The organism is Geobacillus sp. FJAT-46040 (assembly GCF_002335725.1).
GTDB classification, from domain to species: domain Bacteria; phylum Bacillota; class Bacilli; order Bacillales; family Anoxybacillaceae; genus Geobacillus; species Geobacillus thermoleovorans.
Window position 1 is genome coordinate 2,940,938 of sequence record NZ_NISS01000001.1, and the last position, 19,427, is coordinate 2,960,364.

The window sequence follows — 19,427 nt, forward strand, 5'->3', positions numbered from 1 at the left end:
GGGGAAGGAAGAAAATGACGGAAACGATGAACTACGGGCCGAAGCTTGTCGACCCGCCGGGTGAGGCGAAGCCGGACTTGTGGATTTGGACGGAGCTGGCAAAAAGGCTCGGGTTTGGGGATGATTTTGCCTATACGCGTGAGCAGTTTCTTGCGATGGCGCTCCGGCCGTTGGAGCATCACGGCATTACGCTGAAGCGATTGAAAACAGAACACCGCGTCCTTTTGCCTGTCGAACCGGTGCCATGGCGCGACCGCCGGTTTCAAACGCCAAGCGGAAAATACGAATTTACGTCAACCATCGCCAAGAAAAAAGGGATGGATGGCCGGCTGCAAATCATGTATCCGGCCGAATCGGAGGAGTCCAATCCGGCACTAGCCGCCAAATATCCGTATCGGCTGTTGACGATCCATCCGCTCCGTTCGAATCATTCGCAACATTATCCGCTCATCCCAGCGCTTCAGACAGTCCGCATTGAGGTAGCGGCTGATGTTGCTGCGGCAAAGGGTCTTGTCGATGGCGACCGGGCGCGTGTTTACAACGACCGTGGATCGCTCGTGGGAACGGTCAAGGTGCTTGATGGCGCCTACCCAGGCACGATCAACATTGACGAAGGACAATGGGGAGTGTTCGGCGTGCCGGTCAACGTCCTCACGTCCGATTTGGAGTCGGATAACGGCTGCGGCAGCGCGCTGTATGACTGTTTGGTCAATATTGAAAAAGTCACGTCGGAAGCAAAGTAAGCGGTTCACAGTTGCTTCGGATCAGTAGAAAAAAGATATGGTCGACGACAAAATGCGGTTTGAGGCTGTTGATCCGAAAAGATGATTTTGTCATCCAAGTGTTGGGAAAAGGGCGCAAACTTCCGCCTTTTTTGAAGCGGGTGGGAGAGGAAACATTCCCCGCTTGCGGCGCGCTTGTCATTTTCTGCGCCAGCCCATATAATGAGGAAAGATGTGGACGGGAAAGAGGAGTGGAACGAATGGGATTGACAGCAGGAATCGTCGGATTGCCGAACGTCGGCAAATCGACGCTGTTTAACGCCATTACAAAAGCAGGTGCTGAGTCAGCCAACTATCCGTTTTGCACAATTGAGCCGAACGTCGGTGTCGTCGAAGTGCCCGATGAGCGGCTCGATGTATTGACGGAAATGTTTCGGCCGAAGCGGACGGTGCCGACTGTTTTTGAATTTACCGATATCGCGGGCATCGTCAAAGGGGCGAGCAAAGGAGAGGGGCTTGGCAACAAGTTTTTGTCTCACATCCGGCAAGTCGATGCAATTTGCCAAGTCGTCCGCTGCTTCAGTGATGAAAACATCACCCACGTGGCGGGCAAAGTCGACCCGCTCGCCGATATCGAAACGATCAATTTGGAGCTCGTGTTGGCTGATTTAGAAACGATTGACAAACGAATCGAGCGGGTCGGCAAAATCGCCAAGCAAAAGGATAAAGAGGCGGCGTTTGAATACGACATTTTGCGGCGGTTGAAGGAGACGCTCGAAGACGGCAAGCCGGCGCGCACACTCGAGTTCACTGATGAAGAGATGAAAGTCGTCAAGCAGCTGCATTTGTTGACGATAAAGCCGATGCTTTACGTCGCCAATGTCGGCGAGGAAGATATCGCTGACCCTAGCGGCAATCCGTTTGTCAAGGACGTGCGCGAGTTTGCGAAGCGCGACAACGCTGAAGTCATTGTTGTCTGCGCCAAAATCGAAGAGGAAATCGCTGAGTTCAGCGATGAGGAAAAACGGCAATTTTTACAGGAGCTCGGCATCGAGCAGTCCGGCCTTGACCAGCTTATCCGCGCCGCTTACAGCTTGCTCGGATTGGCGACGTTTTTCACCGCCGGCGAGCAGGAGGTGCGGGCGTGGACGTTCCGCAAAGGGATGAAAGCGCCGCAATGCGCCGGCATCATCCATTCCGACTTTGAGCGAGGGTTTATTCGCGCGGAAACGGTGTCGTACGATGACCTTGTCGCGGCTGGATCGATGGCGGCGGCGCGCGAAGCCGGAAAAGTGCGCTTGGAGGGAAAAGACTACGAAGTGCAAGACGGCGACATTATGCATTTCCGGTTCAACGTGTAACCATCGGTTCGAGGGCAGGGCGGATGCAGCAGGTCACGGCATGGGGCCGTTTTTGGCTTGGTCATACGGATGGAAGATGTTTGCGCCGACGGAATGCGGCAGTGTGAGTAAAATATTTGTGGGTGACATTCCGAAATGATCCCCGACGAGGGTTGCGAACTTTTGTTCGCAACGCTCGTCGGGGCCACCAAGCGAAGCGCGGTAGAAAAAAGCAAATGTCATGCAAAAAGGACTCTCTCCCTGCTATGATGGTGATGACCAACATCCATAAAACAGGAGGGAGAGAGTCCATGAAACATCTTACCACAGAATGGCCTTTATTAAAAGAGCTGGAGGAACAATTAGTCAGAACTCTTCAAAAGGTGTTCGCTGTCTTGTTGGCGGCCCTTTTGGAGGAGATTGATCAACAACTGGCGGAAGCGCGGGACAAGCGCCGGTATCAGCTGAAAGACAAACGGCCGACCACGATCCAAACGCTGTTTGGAGAAGTGACGTTTCGACGGAACTACTACTATGATCGGCAGGCGGGGGCGTATACCTTCTTGCTGGATGCCGAACTGGGCTTTGATGGAGCGCAGTCGATCAGCCCTTGCCTCGAGGAAACGGCGGTCGAGTTGGCCGTAGAGTGCTCTTCCTACCGCAAAGCAGCCCGTACGTTGGAGTCGATCGTGGGGTATGCGGTCCTAAGCCACGAGGCGATTCGCCAACTGGTGCTGGAGGCCCCTGTCTCGCTGCACCACCCTGTTTCCCAACGGCACGGCCGAGTGCTGTTTGTGGAGGCGGATGGGCTGTTCATTTCCCGCCAGGGGAAAGGGAAACGGGCGAAAGAAGAGAAAATCCTGGCGGTTCACGAGGGATGGAAACGAAACGGTTCGCAGCTCGAGCTCGTGAACCGGCGCCACTACCTCCATGAAGGGGAGGGAGACGTGTGGGAACGGTTTGAAGAGTGGCTGATGAACGAATATGCCTATGACCCGTGCCGGGACCTTTTGATCATCAACGGCGACGCGGCGTCGTGGATCACAGCCTGCCGGGAGTATTTTGGAAAGCGAGCCTGCTTTCAGCTGGATCGATTTCATGTGGCGCGGGAGCTGCGTCAGTGTCTGTCCGGCCATCCGCGTTGGCGGGAGGTGCGGAAGAAGCTGGCGAAACAAGACGAAGAGGGACTTCTGGTGGAGCTGAACAGCGCGGTCGGCACGTTGGAGGACGAAGCGAAAGAGAAGCAGATGGCTGCCATGATCCGTCGGATCGAGTCGATGCCGGGATGCATCCGGGACTATCGGGAGTGGCTGTCGGAGCAAGGGGTGGAGACGACCGGCATGCGTCCGATGGGCCACGCCGAGAGCGTGATGAGCCGGTTTGCGCATCGGGTGAAATCCCGCCGCAGCTGGAAAGACCAAGGGCTTCGGGCGTTTCTGAGGGCGATGGCAGCCCGAATCGACGGGATTTGGCGGAGAAATGGGCAGTTGGTGGAGGAAGAAGAGACCCGAACGGCAGCCTCGGCCTCGACGAAGTCCAAGCGGGTTGAACAGGCCAAACGGAAGGCAGGACGGTTGTGGGCAGATGTGGTGCGTCAGAATCTACCGTGTCTGCAGCGGTCATCCGGGACGCCGATCCATCAAGCGTTGTCGGCGCTTCGGGATTTTGGTTTGGTGTAAAAAAATGGAATACAATATCATCACTTCAAGATGAGGGATGAGAGTCCGAAAGCGCTTACGATATCAATTCCTGAAAATGGTTCGCTAACTAGTGATTGACAACACCCGTAGTGAACCGAAAAAATGTTCTCCACAAAGTCTTGACTGACTCAATGCGGCAAACTGCCTTGCTTATCGTTGTCGGTCATGGTATAATCAACAAATGTGAGTAATGGTGATTGCTCCTTGCTCTTCGAATGGAAGGGCCGCTTAGACCAAAAGGAGGTGACGAGCGTGAGAAAGTACGAAATCATGTACATCATCCGCCCGAACATGGACGATGAAGCGAGACAAGCTCTCGTGGAACGGTTCAACAACGTGTTGAAAGAAAACGGCGCGGAGATTACGAACGTGACGGATTGGGGCAAGCGCCGCTTAGCCTATGAAATTCAAAAATACCGCGACGGCTATTACATGATCGTCAATGTCGTATCGGAGCCGAAAGCGGTGCAAGAATTCGACCGCTTAGCGCGCATCAGCGAAGACATCATCCGTCATATCGTCGTCAAAGAAGAAGAATAATCTTTTCGACATGATTAAGAGGTGGTTCTGATGATTAACCGCGTCATTTTGGTCGGCAGGTTAACGAGAGATCCGGAGTTGCGTTACACTCCAAGCGGAGTGGCTGTTGCCACGTTTACGCTCGCGGTCAACCGTCCGTTTACAAATCAGCAGGGCGAGCGGGAAACGGATTTTATTCAATGTGTCGTTTGGCGCCGCCAGGCGGAAAACGTCGCCAACTTTTTGAAAAAGGGGAGCTTGGCTGGTGTCGATGGCCGACTGCAAACCCGCAGCTATGAAAATCAAGAAGGTCGGCGCGTGTACGTGACGGAAGTGGTGGCTGATAGCGTCCAATTTCTTGAGCCGAAAGGAACGAGCGAGCAGCGAGGGGCAACAGCAGGCGGCTACTATGGGGATCCATTCCCATTCGGGCAAGATCAGAACCACCAATATCCGAACGAAAAAGGGTTTGGCCGCATCGATGACGATCCTTTCGCCAATGACGGCCAGCCGATCGATATTTCTGATGATGATTTGCCGTTTTAATAAACAAGTCGCTTGAAGCCCCTGTCTCTAAACAACGCGCAGGCAGCGGGCCATTCCACCGATGAGGAAACGATGGCAATGGAAAGGAGGAAATAGCATGGCAGGACGGAAAGGCGGCCGCGGCAAACGCCGCAAAGTATGTTACTTCACGGCGAACAACATTACGCATATCGACTACAAAGATGTCGATTTGCTGAAAAAGTTCATTTCTGAACGCGGCAAAATTTTGCCGCGCCGTGTAACGGGAACGAGCGCGAAATATCAGCGCAAATTGACGGTCGCGATCAAACGCGCGCGCCAAATGGCGCTTCTGCCGTACGTTGCGGACGAGTGAGCCGAAAGCAAGCAGTAAGGGGGGATCCTTACTGCTTTTTTTATCTCCTCTGACTGAGCGGACTCCCACTCCCAAGCAGAGTGAAAGTGGGGAAGGAGGTCAAATCACCAAAAAACAAAGAAAGGGGAACGTCCATTGCGAAAAACGCACGCCCTCACCGAAGCAGCGATTGAGCTCGCACTGTTTGCTGTTTTGTTTTTGCTTGCGCTGTACGCGCCGGTCATTGGGATTGTCGCCGCTTTGTTTTTAGCGCTTCCGTTTATGGTGTTTACGATGCGCCATGGGTGGATTCCAGCTATGTTGCTGCTGGCGGCGGCCCTGGTCATCTCCGGTTTGATCGGCTCGCTTTTGTCGCTGCCGATGGCGCTTATGTTCGGCACCGTCGGCATAGCAGTCGGCGCGATGCTTTCGAAACAGAAAAACCGTTATCTTGTTCTTCTTGTCGGCGCGCTTGTATTTTTGGCGAATATCGTGCTTGATTACATCATCTCGATTCAATTTTTGCACGTCGATATGATCCAAGATACGCTTGCGCTCGTGCGAGAATCGTTTGACACGGCAATGAATCTAATGAAGGGAATGGGACAAGCGCCGCCTTTGGAGATGCAAAGGCAGTTCGAACAAGGGCTGAAGCTGATCGGCTATATGGTTCCGACGCTGTTTGTCATCGCTTCGTTTGCGCTGGCGTACGCGACGATCATCGTCTCGCTGCCGGTGATGAAGAGGCTGAAGCTGCCGGTCGGTTCATGGCCGCCGTTTCGCGAGCTTATGTGGCCGAAAACTGTATTGTGGTTGTATGTCTTTGTGCTCCTTCTCTCCTTGTTCCCGTTCAAAGAAGGATCGTTTGCCTATATCGCCGTGTTGAACTTATCGTATGTGTTGCAGCTGGCGATGATTGTGCAAGGATTTTCGTTTCTTTACTACGCCGCTTACAAAAAAGGGGTTGGCAAAGGTGTGGTGGCGGCAGGGACGGTCGTTTGCTTATTCCTGCCTTTTCTACTTTATCTTGTGGCGATATTCGGTATAATTGATTTAGGATTTGATTTGCGCCGCCGCATATGATAATTGGATAAGGCGAGTCATTTCTTCAGTGTAGGAGCTGACTTGAATGTCCCATTTTTATGAAAGGAAAGCGTATCGCTATCCGTTATATGCGTTAGCCGCCCTGGCGGTGCTTATGGCGATTGGCTTGTTTTACTTCCAATGGCTGCTTGGCCTCGTCGCCCTTCTTGGCGTCGGGTTTGTGCTTTATTATGTCATTGGGGCGCAACGCTCCTTGCATAAAGAGTTGGAGCACTATATTTCCAATTTGTCGCACCGGGTGAAAAAAGTAGGCGAGGAAGCGTTGATGCAAATGCCGATCGGCATTATGCTCATCGATGAAGGGGGAGAAATCGAGTGGTCGAACCGTTTTTTGGCCGCCTGCTTTAAGGAACAGACGCTTGTCGGCCGCTCTCTCGCCGAGCTTTCCGAATCGTTGGCCGCTTTTGTGAAAAGGGGAAAAACGGACGAAGAGATCGTCGAATTGAACGGAAAGCAGCTGAAAGTGGTCATTCGCCGCCCTGAACGGCTTCTTTACTTTTTTGATGTTACTGAGCATTTGGAATTGAAGCGGCAGTACGAAGCGGAACGGCTGGTGCTCGCCATTATTTTTCTTGACAATTATGATGAAATTACGCAAGGGATGGACGATCAGGCAAAAAGCCAACTAAACAGCCTCGTCACTTCCGTGTTGAACCGGTGGGCGAACGACTATGGCATTTTTTTGAAGCGGACGTCATCCGACCGATTTATTGCCGTATTGAACGAACATATTCTTGGGCGGCTCGAGAAAAACAAATTTTCCATTCTCGACGAAGTGCGAGAGCAGACGGCAAAACATCATGCCCAGCTGACGCTGAGCATCGGCATCGGCGCCGGCATGTCCCAGCTCCCGGAGCTCGGGGCGCTCGCTCAATCAAGCTTGGACTTAGCGTTGGGGCGCGGGGGCGATCAAGTCGCGATTAAGCAAGGAAATGGAAAAGTGAAGTTTTACGGCGGCAAAACGAACCCGATGGAAAAGCGGACGCGCGTCCGCGCCCGCGTTATTTCCCATGCGCTTCGCGAACTGATTGCAGGAAGCGACAAAGTGCTCATCATGGGCCATAAATATCCCGATATGGACGCCATGGGAGCGGCGATCGGCGTTTTAAAAGTCGTCCAATCGAACCAAAAGGAAGGGTTTATCGTCGTCGATCCGGCCAAAACGGATGCCGGGGCGCAACGGTTGCTTGAGGAAATGAAAAAACATGCTGAATTATGGTCAAGATGCCTAAAGCCGGAGCAGGCGCTTGAGCTCGTCACCGAGGATACGCTTTTGATCGTCGTCGATACGCATCGTCCGTCGCTCGTCATTGAAGAGCGGCTATTGTATCGCACCGACCATATCGTCGTCATTGATCACCATCGCCGCGGCGAAGAGTTCATTGAGGCGCCGATTCTCGTCTATATGGAGCCTTATGCTTCTTCGACATCGGAACTCGTCACCGAGCTGTTAGAGTACCAACCGAAACGGATGAAGCTGACGATGCTCGAAGCGACCGCCCTGCTTGCCGGCATCGTCGTCGACACGAAAAGCTTTACGCTCCGCACCGGCTCGCGGACGTTCGACGCCGCGTCATACTTGCGCACCCAAGGAGCGGATACGGTGCTTGTGCAAAAATTGCTGCGGGAAAGCATCGCCAACTACGTCAAACGGGCGAAATTGATCGAACGGGCGGTGATCGATGAGCATGGCATCGCCATCGCCAAAGGGGGCGAGAACGAGGTGCACGACCAAGTGTTGATTGCGCAAACGGCCGATACGCTTCTCACTTTAAGCAGCGTCGTTGCTTCGTTCGTCATTTCCAAGCGGTCCGACGGGACGGTCGGCATCAGCGCCCGCTCGCTCGGCGATGTCAACGTGCAAGTCATTATGGAACGGCTTGGTGGAGGCGGACATTTGACAAACGCCGCTGCCCAATTGTCCGAAGTGACGGTGGAAGAGGCGGAGCGGCAGCTGCGTGAAGCCATTCATGACTATTTCGAGGGGGGGAAGCCATCATGAAAGTCATTTTTTTAAAAGATGTGAAAGGAAAAGGGAAAAAAGGGGAAATCAAAGACGTCGCCGACGGTTACGCAAACAACTTTTTGTTCAAACAAGGGCTCGCCATTGAAGCGACGCCGGCGAACATCAAAGCGCTCGAGGCGCAAAAACAAAAAGAGCAGCGCCAAGCGGCGGAAGAACTGGCCAATGCGAAAAAACTGAAAGAAGAGCTCGAGAAGCTGACGGTGGAAATTCCGGCGAAAGCGGGCGAGGGAGGCCGTTTGTTTGGTTCAATCACGAGCAAGCAAATCGCTGAGGCGCTTCAGGCCCAGCACGGCTTGAAGCTTGACAAACGGAAAATCGAGCTTGCTGATGCCATTCGCTCCCTCGGATATACGAATGTGCCGGTGAAGCTCCATCCGGAAGTGACAGCGACCTTAAAAGTGCACGTCAAGGAACAAAAATAACGGCAGCAATGATGCCCCCGCCCGCTATGGCGGGGGCATTATCGACGGAGATGAAACGGGGGAAAGGCGGTGAGACGATGAGCGAACTTTTTTCAGAACGAATTCCTCCGCAAAGCATTGAAGCCGAGCAGGCCGTGCTTGGCGCTGTGTTTTTGGATCCCACTGCGCTGACGCTCGCCTCGGAACGATTAATTCCCGAAGACTTCTACCGCGCGGCCCATCAAAAAATTTTCCACGCCATGCTTCGCGTCGCTGATAAAGGCGAGCCGGTCGATTTAGTGACGGTGACGGCGGAACTGGCCGCTTTGGAGCAGCTGGAGGAAGTGGGCGGTGTCTCCTACTTAAGCGAGCTTGCCGATTCTGTGCCGACAGCGGCCAACGTCGAATACTACGCCCGCATTGTTGAAGAAAAATCATTGCTTCGCCGCCTCATTCGCACGGCGACATCGATTGCCCAAGATGGCTATACAAGGGAAGATGAAATTGACGTTTTGCTCGATGAAGCGGAACGGAAAATTATGGAGGTTTCCCAACGGAAACATTCAGGCGCCTTTAAAAATATTAAAGATGTTCTCGTACAGACGTATGACAACATTGAAATGCTCCATAACCGGAACGGGGACATCACCGGCATCCCGACCGGATTCACTGAACTCGACCGGATGACGTCCGGATTTCAGCGCAGCGACTTGATTATCGTCGCCGCCCGGCCATCGGTCGGGAAGACGGCATTCGCATTAAACATCGCCCAAAATGTGGCGACGAAGACGAACGAAAATGTCGCGATTTTCAGCTTGGAAATGAGCGCCCAGCAGCTTGTGATGCGGATGCTTTGCGCCGAAGGCAACATCAACGCCCAAAACTTGCGCACTGGCAAGCTGACGCCGGAAGATTGGGGCAAGCTGACGATGGCGATGGGCAGTTTGTCAAACGCCGGCATTTATATTGACGATACGCCGAGCATCCGCGTCAGCGACATTCGCGCCAAATGCCGCCGCTTGAAACAGGAAAGCGGCCTCGGCATGGTGGTGATCGATTATTTGCAGCTCATTCAAGGAAGTGGGCGCAACCGGGAAAACCGCCAGCAGGAAGTGTCGGAAATCTCCCGTTCGTTAAAGGCGCTCGCCCGCGAGCTCGAAGTGCCGGTCATCGCTTTGTCACAGCTGTCGCGCAGCGTTGAGCAGCGCCAGGACAAGCGGCCGATGATGTCCGATCTTCGCGAATCGGGGAGCATTGAGCAAGACGCTGATATCGTTGCCTTTTTGTATCGCGACGACTACTACAACAAAGATTCCGAGAACAAAAACATCATCGAAATCATTATCGCCAAACAGCGGAACGGCCCGGTCGGGACGGTGCAGCTCGCCTTTATTAAAGAGTACAATAAATTCGTCAACTTAGAGCGCCGTTTCGATGAGGCGCAAATTCCACCGGGGGCGTAAGACGGACCGCGCTGCCGGCGGCGGGCGCCTTTTTGTTCTTTTGGCCTTTGACTATTTCTTCGTTTACACCCGCGGCGTTAAAGAGGGAGCCTTCCTGATCATTGATAAACGAATAAAAAAGACGATATTTTCTTTTAATGTTCGTGTTTCATTGACTTTATGGCTGAAAACTGGTACACTGACAATGTTTAGACCGAGGAAACTGGAGGTGCTCGCCATGTCGTCAGTCGTTGTTGTCGGCACGCAATGGGGCGATGAAGGGAAAGGGAAAATTACGGACTTTTTATCGAAAAATGCGGAAGTGATTGCCCGGTATCAAGGGGGAAACAATGCCGGACACACGATCGTGTTCAACGGGGAAAAGTATAAGCTGCACTTGATCCCGTCGGGCATTTTTTATAAAGATAAAATTTGCGTCATCGGCAATGGGATGGTCGTCGATCCGAAGGCGCTCGTTGCGGAGCTTTCGTATTTGCACGAGCGCGGCATTTCGACTGATAATTTGCGCATCAGCAACCGCGCTCATGTCATTTTGCCGTATCATTTGAAATTGGACGAGCTTGAGGAAGAGCGGAAAGGGGCAAACAAAATCGGCACGACAAAAAAAGGAATTGGGCCGGCGTACATGGACAAGGCGGCGCGCATCGGCATCCGCATTGTTGATTTGCTTGACCGCGACGTGTTTGCCGAAAAGCTGGAGCGCAACTTGAGGGAGAAAAATACGCTGCTTGAAAAAGTGTACGGGGTCGAAGGCTTCCGGTTGGAGGACATTTTTGAGGAGTATTACGAGTACGGCCAGCACATCGCCAAATACGTCTGCGACACATCGGTCGTATTGAACAATGCGCTCGATGAAGGGCGCCGCGTCTTGTTCGAAGGAGCGCAAGGCGTCATGCTTGACATTGACCAAGGAACGTATCCGTTTGTCACGTCGTCGAATCCAGTCGCTGGCGGGGTCACGATCGGCGCCGGTGTCGGGCCGACGAAAATCAAGCATGTCGTCGGGGTGGCGAAAGCCTATACGACGCGCGTCGGCGACGGGCCGTTCCCGACAGAGCTGCACGATGAAATCGGCGACCGCATTCGCGAAGTCGGCCGCGAGTATGGGACGACGACCGGCCGTCCGCGCCGCGTCGGTTGGTTTGACAGTGTTGTTGTCCGTCATGCCCGCCGGGTGAGCGGCATTACGGACTTGTCGCTTAACTCGATCGATGTGTTGACCGGCATTGAAACGTTGAAAATTTGCGTCGCCTATCGCTACCGCGGCCAAGTGCTCGAAGAATTTCCAGCCAGCTTAAAAGTGTTGGCCGAATGCGAGCCGATTTATGAAGAACTTCCTGGCTGGACGGAAGATATCACCGGGGTGAAAAGTCTAGACGAGCTGCCGGCGAACGCCCGCCATTACGTCGAGCGCATTTCCCAGCTCACCGGCATCCCTCTTTCGATTTTCTCCGTCGGACCGGACCGTTCGCAAACGAACGTCGTCCGCAGCGTCTACGCGTAAGCGGCAACAGTGGACGGTGGCAGGCAGCGTATAAACAAGGCAAACGACAGGCATAGATGCGCGCGCGTCTATGCTTTTTTCTTTGATAGGCTCCTCAAAATGGCAATTCGGCAAAGGATGATTTCATGTTCATAACATGGTAAATTAGTAATGATAGGATTCCATCGCAAAAGGAAGGATGTGAGCGAGATGGAAAAACGCATTTTAGTCGTTGATGATGAAAAACCGATTGCCGATATTTTGCAATTTAATTTGCAAAAAGAAGGATATGAAGTCATTTGCGCCTACGACGGCGAAGAAGCGCTGCAAAAAGTTGAAGAAACGATGCCGGACTTGATTTTATTGGATATTATGTTGCCGTTAAAAGATGGCATGGAAGTATGCCGTGAAGTGCGGAAAAAGTATGATATGCCGATCATTATGCTGACAGCGAAAGATTCCGAGATTGATAAAGTGCTTGGGTTGGAGCTTGGTGCGGACGATTATGTGACAAAGCCGTTCAGCACGCGCGAGCTCCTGGCGCGGGTGAAGGCAAACTTGCGTCGCCATGCGCAAACGGCCAACCAAGAAGAAGGAGAAAACGAAACAAATGAAATCGTCATTGGCCCGCTCGTCATCCGTCCGGACGCGTATGTCGTGCAAAAGCGGGGGGAAACAATTGAACTGACCCACCGCGAATTTGAACTGCTTCATTACTTAGCGAAGCATATCGGCCAAGTGATGACGCGCGAGCATTTGCTGCAAACCGTCTGGGGCTACGATTACTATGGCGATGTGCGCACCGTGGACGTGACGGTAAGACGTCTGCGTGAAAAAATTGAGGACAACCCTTCCCACCCGAATTGGATCGTCACAAGACGGGGAGTCGGCTATTACTTGCGCAATCCGGAACAGGAGTCATGAGCCAGCATGAAAAAAGTAGGTCCATTCCGTTCGATTCATTTTAAGTTTGTCATCATTTATGTATTACTGATTCTCGTCGCCATGCAAATCATCGGCGTGTACTTCGTTCGCAAGCTGGAAACGGAGCTTGTGCAGAACTTTAAAAACTCATTAAACGAACGGGTGACCTTGCTCGCCTATAACGTCGAGCAGGCGATGAATCGGGAGCGCGATGAAAAAAGCCCGACATTGGAAGAAGACATCCGTTCGCTTCTTCATGATTTCGTTTCCCAAGACATTTCCGAAGTGCGCGTCATCGATGAGAAAGGGAAAGTGCTTGCGACATCCAATCCGTATATGCAAAACATCGTCGGAAAGCGGACGACCGAGATTTATGTAAAACGTTCCCTCGTCACCGGCGAAATCGTCGACCGGATGCTGCTCGATTCGAAAACAGGTCATCGCATGTACATTTCGTCGACTCCGATCAAAACGAGCGGCGAAATCAAAGGTGTCATTTACGTCATCGCCTCGATGGAAAACGTCTTTTCGCAAATGCGGCAAATCAATATGATTTTGGCGACCGGGACGGGGATCGCTCTCGCCATTACCGCCGTGCTCGGCATTTTTTTGTCCCGCACGATCACCCGGCCGATTTCCGATATGCGCCGGCAAGCGCTGGCGATGACGAGGGGAGATTTCTCCCGCAAGGTCAAAGTGTACGGCTATGATGAAATCGGCCAATTGGCGATGACGTTCAATAATCTGACCAAAAAACTGCAGGAAGCGCAGGCGACGACGGAAGGGGAACGGCGCAAGCTCGAGTCCATCTTGACGCATATGACTGATGGCGTCATTGCGACCGACCGTCGCGGGCGCGTCATTCTCATTAACGATGCAGCGTTAAACATTTTGAATGTTTCACGTGAAACAGTGCTGTCGAGTTCGATCGTCGACGTGCTTGGCATTGCCGACCAGTATACGTTTGAAACGCTGCTTGAGGAGCGCGATTCGCTCATTTTAGATTTCAGCACGGATGAGGAACTGTATATTTTGCGCGCGTCGTTGTCGGTGATTCAAAAAGAGGGCGGATTTGTCAACGGGTTGATCGTCGTTTTGCACGACATTACCGAACAGGAAAAAATCGACCGCGAGCGGCGGCAGTTTGTCGCCAATGTGTCGCATGAATTGCGCACGCCGCTCACCACGATGAAAAGCTACTTAGAAGCGCTCGCTGACGGCGCTTGGCAAGATAAAGACATCGCGCCGAGGTTCATTCAAGTCGTGCAAAATGAAACGGAACGGATGATTCGGCTTGTCAACGACTTGCTCCATCTGTCCAAGCTCGACAGCAAAGACTACAAGCTGAAGAAAACGTGGATCAATTTTTCAGCTTATTTCCATAAAGTTATTGACCGATTTGAGTTGACGAAAAGCGACAACATCCGGTTCGTTCGCAAAATTCCGCGCGAGGCGATTTTTATTGAAGTTGATGAAGATAAAATTACGCAAGTGTTAGACAACATTATTTCGAACGCTTTGAAGTACTCTCCGCAAGGAGGGACGATTACATTTCGCGTTCGCAAACTTGCTGATGAAATTATTGTCAGCGTCAGCGACGAAGGAGTCGGCATCCCAAAAGCCGACTTGGCAAAAATTTTCGAACGGTTTTACCGGGTCGACAAGGCCAGGTCGCGCAAATTGGGCGGTACGGGGCTTGGGCTGGCCATTGCCAAAGAAGTCGTTCTTGCCCATGGCGGGACGATTTGGGCAGAAAGCAAGGAGCATAAAGGAACGACGATTTATTTTACGCTGCCGCTAGAACGCGAGCAAAAGGATGACTGGTGCGATGTATGAAACGATCAAAACCATCGTGTTGACGTTGCTTGTGCTCATCAGCATTACCTTAACGTTTGCCTTATGGACATATCATCCGAAATACGACGTGCTGCAAAACGACGAATACATTCAACACGTCTCCGTGAGCAATACGCAAGTGGATACAGCGATGGTCGTGCAGCCAAAGCAGATTCTCATTCATAAAAACGGCGTCCCCTATGCTGTGACGAAAGACGAAGAGAAAAATGAAGTGCTGAAAGAAATGAGAAGATGGACGCTTGATGATTTCGAAGATGTTTCGTCTTCTGTTCCGCAAGGGAAGTTTTTATCGTTTTTAAATGGCAAAGAGCGGCTTGAGATCATTTACCCCGATGAGGTGCCGATCGACATATACCGATTGATTTTCACGATCGATGACAGGGGGCTCGACGGCTTGGCGTTTGACCGCCTGCTCGTCCCGCTCGGCGGGAAGGACGAGTTCCCGATCTACTTCATCGCGACCGACAAGCGCAAAATTTACAAAGCGATTGCCAGCGATGCCTCCTTATCGGCGATCGGCCGGCTGGCGAAAGAAGCGAGCCATTTTCCGCGTTATTTCGCTTATCCGGTCAGCGAAACGAAGCAGCTGTATTTGCCGGAAAAAGAAGTGGTGCTCAGCAGTCTGCAATATTATACCGACGAGCTGGACGTAGACAAGTTTAAAGAAGCGCTCTTTAGCGATCCAAGCTTTGTCAAAAAAGATTTGATTCCGTTTGGCGAAGAATATACAGACGGTTCGCGGCTGATGGACGTCGATTTTCTTCAACGGATGCTGCTGTATGTGAATCCAGCGGCGCGCGTCTCGAATATGGGACAAACGGAGCAAGAAACCCATATCATCCAAAAAAGCATTGATTTCGTCAATGAGCATGGCGGTTGGACGGATCTGTATCATTTCGCCCGCTGGAGCGAGGAGGATCGAAAAGTCACGTTCCGGCTTGTCGTCAACGGCTATCCAGTCTTTAATGAATACGGCATGTCAGAAATCGTGGAGACGTGGGGAGCGTCCGATTTGATGAAATACCAGCGTCCGCTCTTCCGCCTTGAAATCGCGGATCGCAACCGCACACCAAAAACGCTGCCGTCCGGCCATGAGGTCGTCAACTGGTTCGAACAGACGAAAGGCGTTCGCAAATCGCTCATCAAAGATATCGCCATCGGCTATGAGCTCATCAAAGATCCGGAGCGGGAAAAAGTCATCCGCCTTGAACCGGCATGGTTCTACTTGTACGGACAAACGTGGAAAAAGGTAAACATGGGCGATGAGGCGGGAGGAGGGGGAACAAATGGACTGGAGTAAAGCGAAGACGATTTTTATTATCGTGTTCCTCATCCTCGACTGCTTTTTAGGCTATCAGTTTATGGAAAAACGAAACAGCAGCCAGCTCGATGTCATTTTGGAAACGACGATTGAAGAGCAGCTTGAGGCGAACGGCATTACGTATGTGGATCTGCCTAAAGAAGTGACGAAAGCGGCGTATGTCAGCGGCAAAAGCCGCTCATTCACCATGGCGGATGTAAAAAAGCTGCCCGGGCAAAAAGTGAAAATCGAAGGAGAAACGAAAGTCAAAGGGACGTTCATCGATCCGGTTGCGCTGCCGATTGACGATCCATACCAGCTGCGTGAGTTTTTGCAGCGCTACATCATCGGCGGCGGGCAATATGCCTTTTGGTCGTTTGATGAAAAACAAGGAATCTTGACCTACTACCAAATGTATGACGGCAAGATGATTTACGGCAATGAAAACAGCAAGCTCGTCATCCATGTCAACGGGAGACGGGAAGCGCTGTCGTATGAACAGACGATGCTCAGCGACTTGGAAAAGTACGAGCGGAAGCAAGATATCGTCCCGGCGATTAAAGCCATTGAGACGTTGTACCGAAAAGGGCATTTGCAGCCGGGCGACCGCGTCACGAAAGTGGAGCTTGGCTATTACGGGCTTGTTCAATTTACTGCATCCCAAGTGTTGACTCCAACTTGGCATATTGTTGTCAATCGGAAGGAAGATTATTTCGTCAATGCGTTTGAAGGGCAAGTGATCAATGATCAAGGAAATGTGCTGGAGTGAAAGAACATGACGATGCGATTTAGTGTGCTGGCCAGCGGCAGCACCGGCAACGCCTTTTACATTGAGACAGACCGCCAGCGCCTGCTTGTTGACGCCGGTTTGAGCGGCAAGCAGCTTGAGGAGTTGTTTGCTGAGATCGGCCGCCATCCAAAGCAGCTTGATGCGTTGCTTGTCACCCATGAACATAGCGACCATATTAAAGGGCTCGGGGTGCTTGCCCGCAAGTATCGGCTGCCGGTGTATGCCAATGAAAAAACGTGGCGGGCGATGGAACAAACGGTCGGCGACATTCCGCCCGAGCAAAAATTTGTCTTTCCGCTCGGCGCGGTAAGGACGTTCGGCGATGTTGACGTCGAATCGTTCGGCGTCTCTCACGACGCCGCCGAACCGATGTTTTACGTTTTCCACTATGAAGGGAAAAAGCTTGCGTTGCTCACCGATACCGGCTATGTGAGCGAGCGGATCAAAAAGACGATTGAAAACGCGGATGTGTTCGTGTTTGAAAGCAATCATGACGTCGGCATGCTGCGGATGGGGAGATATCCATGGAGCGTCAAGCGCCGCATTTTAAGCGATGTCGGCCATATTTCGAATGAGGAAGCGGGTTTGGCGCTTGCTGACGTGATCGGCGACCGGACAAAGCAAATTTATTTGGCCCATTTGAGCCAAGATAACAATATGAAAGAGCTGGCGCGCATGACCGTGACGCAAGTGTTGGAACAGAAAGGCTTAGCGGTCGGCGCCCGCTTTCGTTTGTATGATACCGATCCGCGTCGGGCGACGGCACTAGCGTATGTATAAAGCCCGTTTTGCCGAAACTGAGGGAGACACATTTGTTGGATTTTTTCTCCTGTTTATGATTATAATGAGGGATGGAGACGAATGTGGAAAGGAGGGGGAGCATGGGATACTACGACGACCATTATGAGCCGTACGAACAAACGAGGAGGAAGCGGCGCAGCGGATCGTTTGTTTCCGCGTTTGTCGGCGCCGTGTTAGGAGGGCTGCTCGTCCTCATGTCCATTCCGGCGCTTTCCCGTTGGGATATCCTCCCGTATGATGTTGTGCCGAATCAAAGAGCAGAGGAAGAGCCAAAAACAGAGGAAAATGGAACTCCACCGATTCGGCAGGGTGTTTCCGTAGATGTGACGACGGCGGTGACAAAGGCGATCGACCAAGTGTCGGATGCGGTTGTCGGCGTTGTCAACATTCAAGAAGCCAGCTTCTGGTCGCAAGGAGGCGAGGCTGGCGTCGGATCGGGCGTCATTTACAAGAAAGCGGGAGGCCGGGCGTTTATCGTCACGAACCATCATGTTGTTGAAAACGCCAGTCAGCTCGAAGTGAGCCTCAAAGATGGGACGAGAGTGCCGGCGAAGCTGCTCGGCAGTGATGTGCTTATGGATTTAGCCGTCTTGGAAATTGACGCGAAGCATGTGAAAAAAGTCGCCCAGTTCGGCAACTCCGATACGGTGAAGCCAGGCGAGCCAGTCATTGCCATCGGCAACCCGCTCGGTTTGCAGTTTGCCGGCTCGGTGACACAAGGCATTATTTCCGGAACGAACCGGACGGTCGAAGTCGATTTGGACCAAGACGGCGCTCCAGACTGGAACGCAGAAGTATTGCAGACAGATGCGGCGATCAACCCGGGCAACAGCGGCGGCGCTCTTGTCAATATCAAAGGGCAAGTCATCGGCATCAACTCGATGAAAATCGCCCAAGAGGCGGTTGAAGGCATCGGGTTCGCGATCCCGATCAACACGGCCATTCCGATCATTTCGGACTTGGAAAAATACGGACAAGTGCGCCGTCCGTACATGGGCGTTGAACTTCGCTCGCTGAGCGACATCCCATCGTACCATTTGCAGGCGACGCTCCATTTGCCGCCGAACGTAACGGAAGGAGCGGCGGTCATTCAAGTCGTGCCGATGTCGCCGGCCGCACAGGCGGGCTTAAAACAGTTTGATGTCATCGTGGCGCTTGACGGCGAAAAAATCCGCAACGTGCTTGATTTGCGCAAATATTTGTATACGAAAAAATCGATCGGCGACCGGATGGAAGTCACGTTTTATCGTGATGGGAAAAAACGCACGGTCACGATGAAGCTGGCGCGTGAGTCGTATTAAACGAATGGAGGGAGCGAAAACGCTCCTTCTTTTTTCCACAAGGAGAGGGGCGAGAATGATGATATTCACATGTGAAGAACATGTCGACATCGCCATTGATCAATATGTAGATGAAACGGAACAGGCGCCGGATCTCCTGCCTGTGGACAACAGCGAAAAACAGTGCTATTTTTGCTCGAAACAAGCTGTATATGTCGTAGGAGGATAACAGTTTTTTCACAACATGTGGATATGTGTTGTGTATATGTGGATAAATCTTGTTGATAAGCTGTTTATAAGGCAGGGGTTGTTTGTGCATATTTCCATTGTCGCTGTGGGTAAATTGAAGGAAAAATATTTAATCGCTGGAATTAATGAATATACAAAGCGTCTGTCCGCATACGCCAAAATCGACATCATCGAAGTCGCTGATGAAAAAACGCCGGAGCGGGCGAGCGAACTTGAGGAGGAACAAATCAAAGAGCGCGAGGGAGGACGGCTGCTGGCGAAAATTCCGCATGACGCTCACGTCATCGCGCTCGCGATTGAAGGGAAGATGCAATCGTCCGAGCAATTCGCCGCCCGTCTCGATGAGCTCGCCACCTACGGCAAAAGCAAAGTGGTGTTCGTCATCGGCGGCTCGCTTGGCTTAAGCAAACAAGTGATGGCGCGCGCCGATGAGACCCTGTCGTTTTCGAAAATGACGTTTCCACACCAGCTGATGCGCCTCATTTTGCTCGAGCAAATTTACCGCGCATTTCGCATTAACCGGGGGGAGCCGTATCATAAGTAACGGTAAACCAAAGAAAAAATTTTATAGAACTGTAGATGAGCATTTTTCATTACAATAATTTCCAT

At 52.1% G+C, this 19,427-nt stretch carries 18 protein-coding genes and 1 pseudogene; all 19 read left to right on the forward strand.

What is annotated here, in order from left to right:
• Positions 1-26: 26 nt before the first annotated feature.
• Positions 27-743, forward strand: a pseudogene (locus tag CD000_RS15735) (molybdopterin dinucleotide binding domain-containing protein); the annotation flags it as partial.
• 239 nt (positions 744-982) lie between these two features.
• Positions 983-2,083, forward strand: coding sequence for a redox-regulated ATPase YchF (ychF, locus tag CD000_RS15740; RefSeq protein WP_011232946.1), 1,101 nt, complete (start codon positions 983-985; stop codon positions 2,081-2,083).
• Between the two features lie 290 nt (positions 2,084-2,373).
• Positions 2,374-3,741: an ISLre2-like element ISGsp3 family transposase gene (locus tag CD000_RS15750; protein WP_096225998.1), complete on the forward strand. Its 1,368-nt coding sequence runs from the start codon at positions 2,374-2,376 to the stop codon at positions 3,739-3,741.
• 273 nt (positions 3,742-4,014) lie between these two features.
• Positions 4,015-4,302, forward strand: a complete 288-nt coding sequence (rpsF, locus tag CD000_RS15755) for a 30S ribosomal protein S6 (protein WP_011232945.1) — start codon at positions 4,015-4,017, stop codon at positions 4,300-4,302.
• 30 nt (positions 4,303-4,332) lie between these two features.
• Entirely contained in the window at positions 4,333-4,827 is a 495-nt protein-coding gene (gene ssb, locus CD000_RS15760; RefSeq protein WP_011232944.1) for a single-stranded DNA-binding protein, read from the forward strand.
• A gap of 97 nt (positions 4,828-4,924) precedes the next feature.
• Positions 4,925-5,161 carry a 30S ribosomal protein S18 gene (rpsR, locus tag CD000_RS15765; protein ID WP_008880812.1) on the forward strand — a complete coding sequence of 79 codons (237 nt, stop codon included), beginning with the start codon at positions 4,925-4,927 and terminating at the stop codon, positions 5,159-5,161.
• 135 nt (positions 5,162-5,296) lie between these two features.
• The gene (locus CD000_RS15770) at positions 5,297-6,223 is read left to right on the forward strand and encodes a YybS family protein (RefSeq protein ID WP_096225999.1); all 927 of its coding nucleotides are present in this window, start codon (positions 5,297-5,299) and stop codon (positions 6,221-6,223) included.
• Between the two features lie 46 nt (positions 6,224-6,269).
• Entirely contained in the window at positions 6,270-8,246 is a 1,977-nt protein-coding gene (locus CD000_RS15775; protein WP_096226000.1) for a DHH family phosphoesterase, read from the forward strand.
• Complete coding sequence (gene rplI / locus CD000_RS15780; RefSeq protein ID WP_011232941.1) at positions 8,243-8,692, forward strand: 50S ribosomal protein L9; 450 nt, start codon at positions 8,243-8,245, stop codon at positions 8,690-8,692. Before CD000_RS15775 ends, rplI begins: the two co-directional genes overlap by 4 nt.
• 77 nt (positions 8,693-8,769) lie before the next feature.
• Positions 8,770-10,134, forward strand: coding sequence for a replicative DNA helicase (gene dnaB / locus CD000_RS15785; protein ID WP_011232940.1), 1,365 nt, complete (start codon positions 8,770-8,772; stop codon positions 10,132-10,134).
• Between the two features lie 217 nt (positions 10,135-10,351).
• Positions 10,352-11,638, forward strand: coding sequence for an adenylosuccinate synthase (locus CD000_RS15790; RefSeq protein WP_096226001.1), 1,287 nt, complete (start codon positions 10,352-10,354; stop codon positions 11,636-11,638).
• Positions 11,639-11,827: 189 nt separating this feature from the next.
• The gene (gene yycF / locus CD000_RS15795) at positions 11,828-12,541 is read left to right on the forward strand and encodes a response regulator YycF (RefSeq protein ID WP_011232938.1); all 714 of its coding nucleotides are present in this window, start codon (positions 11,828-11,830) and stop codon (positions 12,539-12,541) included.
• Positions 12,542-12,547: 6 nt separating this feature from the next.
• Positions 12,548-14,377 (forward strand): cell wall metabolism sensor histidine kinase WalK, encoded by a 1,830-nt coding sequence (gene walK, locus CD000_RS15800; protein WP_096226002.1) that lies wholly within the window; start codon positions 12,548-12,550, stop codon positions 14,375-14,377.
• On the forward strand, positions 14,370-15,698 hold the full coding sequence (locus tag CD000_RS15805) for a YycH family regulatory protein (protein WP_096226003.1): 1,329 nt from the start codon (positions 14,370-14,372) through the stop codon (positions 15,696-15,698). The genes walK and CD000_RS15805 overlap by 8 nt, the downstream gene beginning before the upstream one ends.
• The gene (locus tag CD000_RS15810; RefSeq protein ID WP_096226004.1) at positions 15,685-16,467 is read left to right on the forward strand and encodes a two-component system regulatory protein YycI; all 783 of its coding nucleotides are present in this window, start codon (positions 15,685-15,687) and stop codon (positions 16,465-16,467) included. The genes CD000_RS15805 and CD000_RS15810 overlap by 14 nt, the downstream gene beginning before the upstream one ends.
• Positions 16,468-16,473: 6 nt before the next feature.
• Entirely contained in the window at positions 16,474-17,268 is a 795-nt protein-coding gene (locus tag CD000_RS15815) for an MBL fold metallo-hydrolase (protein WP_011232934.1), read from the forward strand.
• A 101-nt stretch (positions 17,269-17,369) separates the two neighbouring features.
• Positions 17,370-18,590 carry a S1C family serine protease gene (locus CD000_RS15820; RefSeq protein WP_096226005.1) on the forward strand — a complete coding sequence of 407 codons (1,221 nt, stop codon included), beginning with the start codon at positions 17,370-17,372 and terminating at the stop codon, positions 18,588-18,590.
• A gap of 55 nt (positions 18,591-18,645) precedes the next feature.
• Positions 18,646-18,798, forward strand: a complete 153-nt coding sequence (locus tag CD000_RS15825) for a CxxH/CxxC protein (RefSeq protein WP_011232932.1) — start codon at positions 18,646-18,648, stop codon at positions 18,796-18,798.
• A gap of 84 nt (positions 18,799-18,882) precedes the next feature.
• Positions 18,883-19,362, forward strand: coding sequence for a 23S rRNA (pseudouridine(1915)-N(3))-methyltransferase RlmH (gene rlmH, locus CD000_RS15830; RefSeq protein WP_011232931.1), 480 nt, complete (start codon positions 18,883-18,885; stop codon positions 19,360-19,362).
• Positions 19,363-19,427 lie beyond the last annotated feature (65 nt).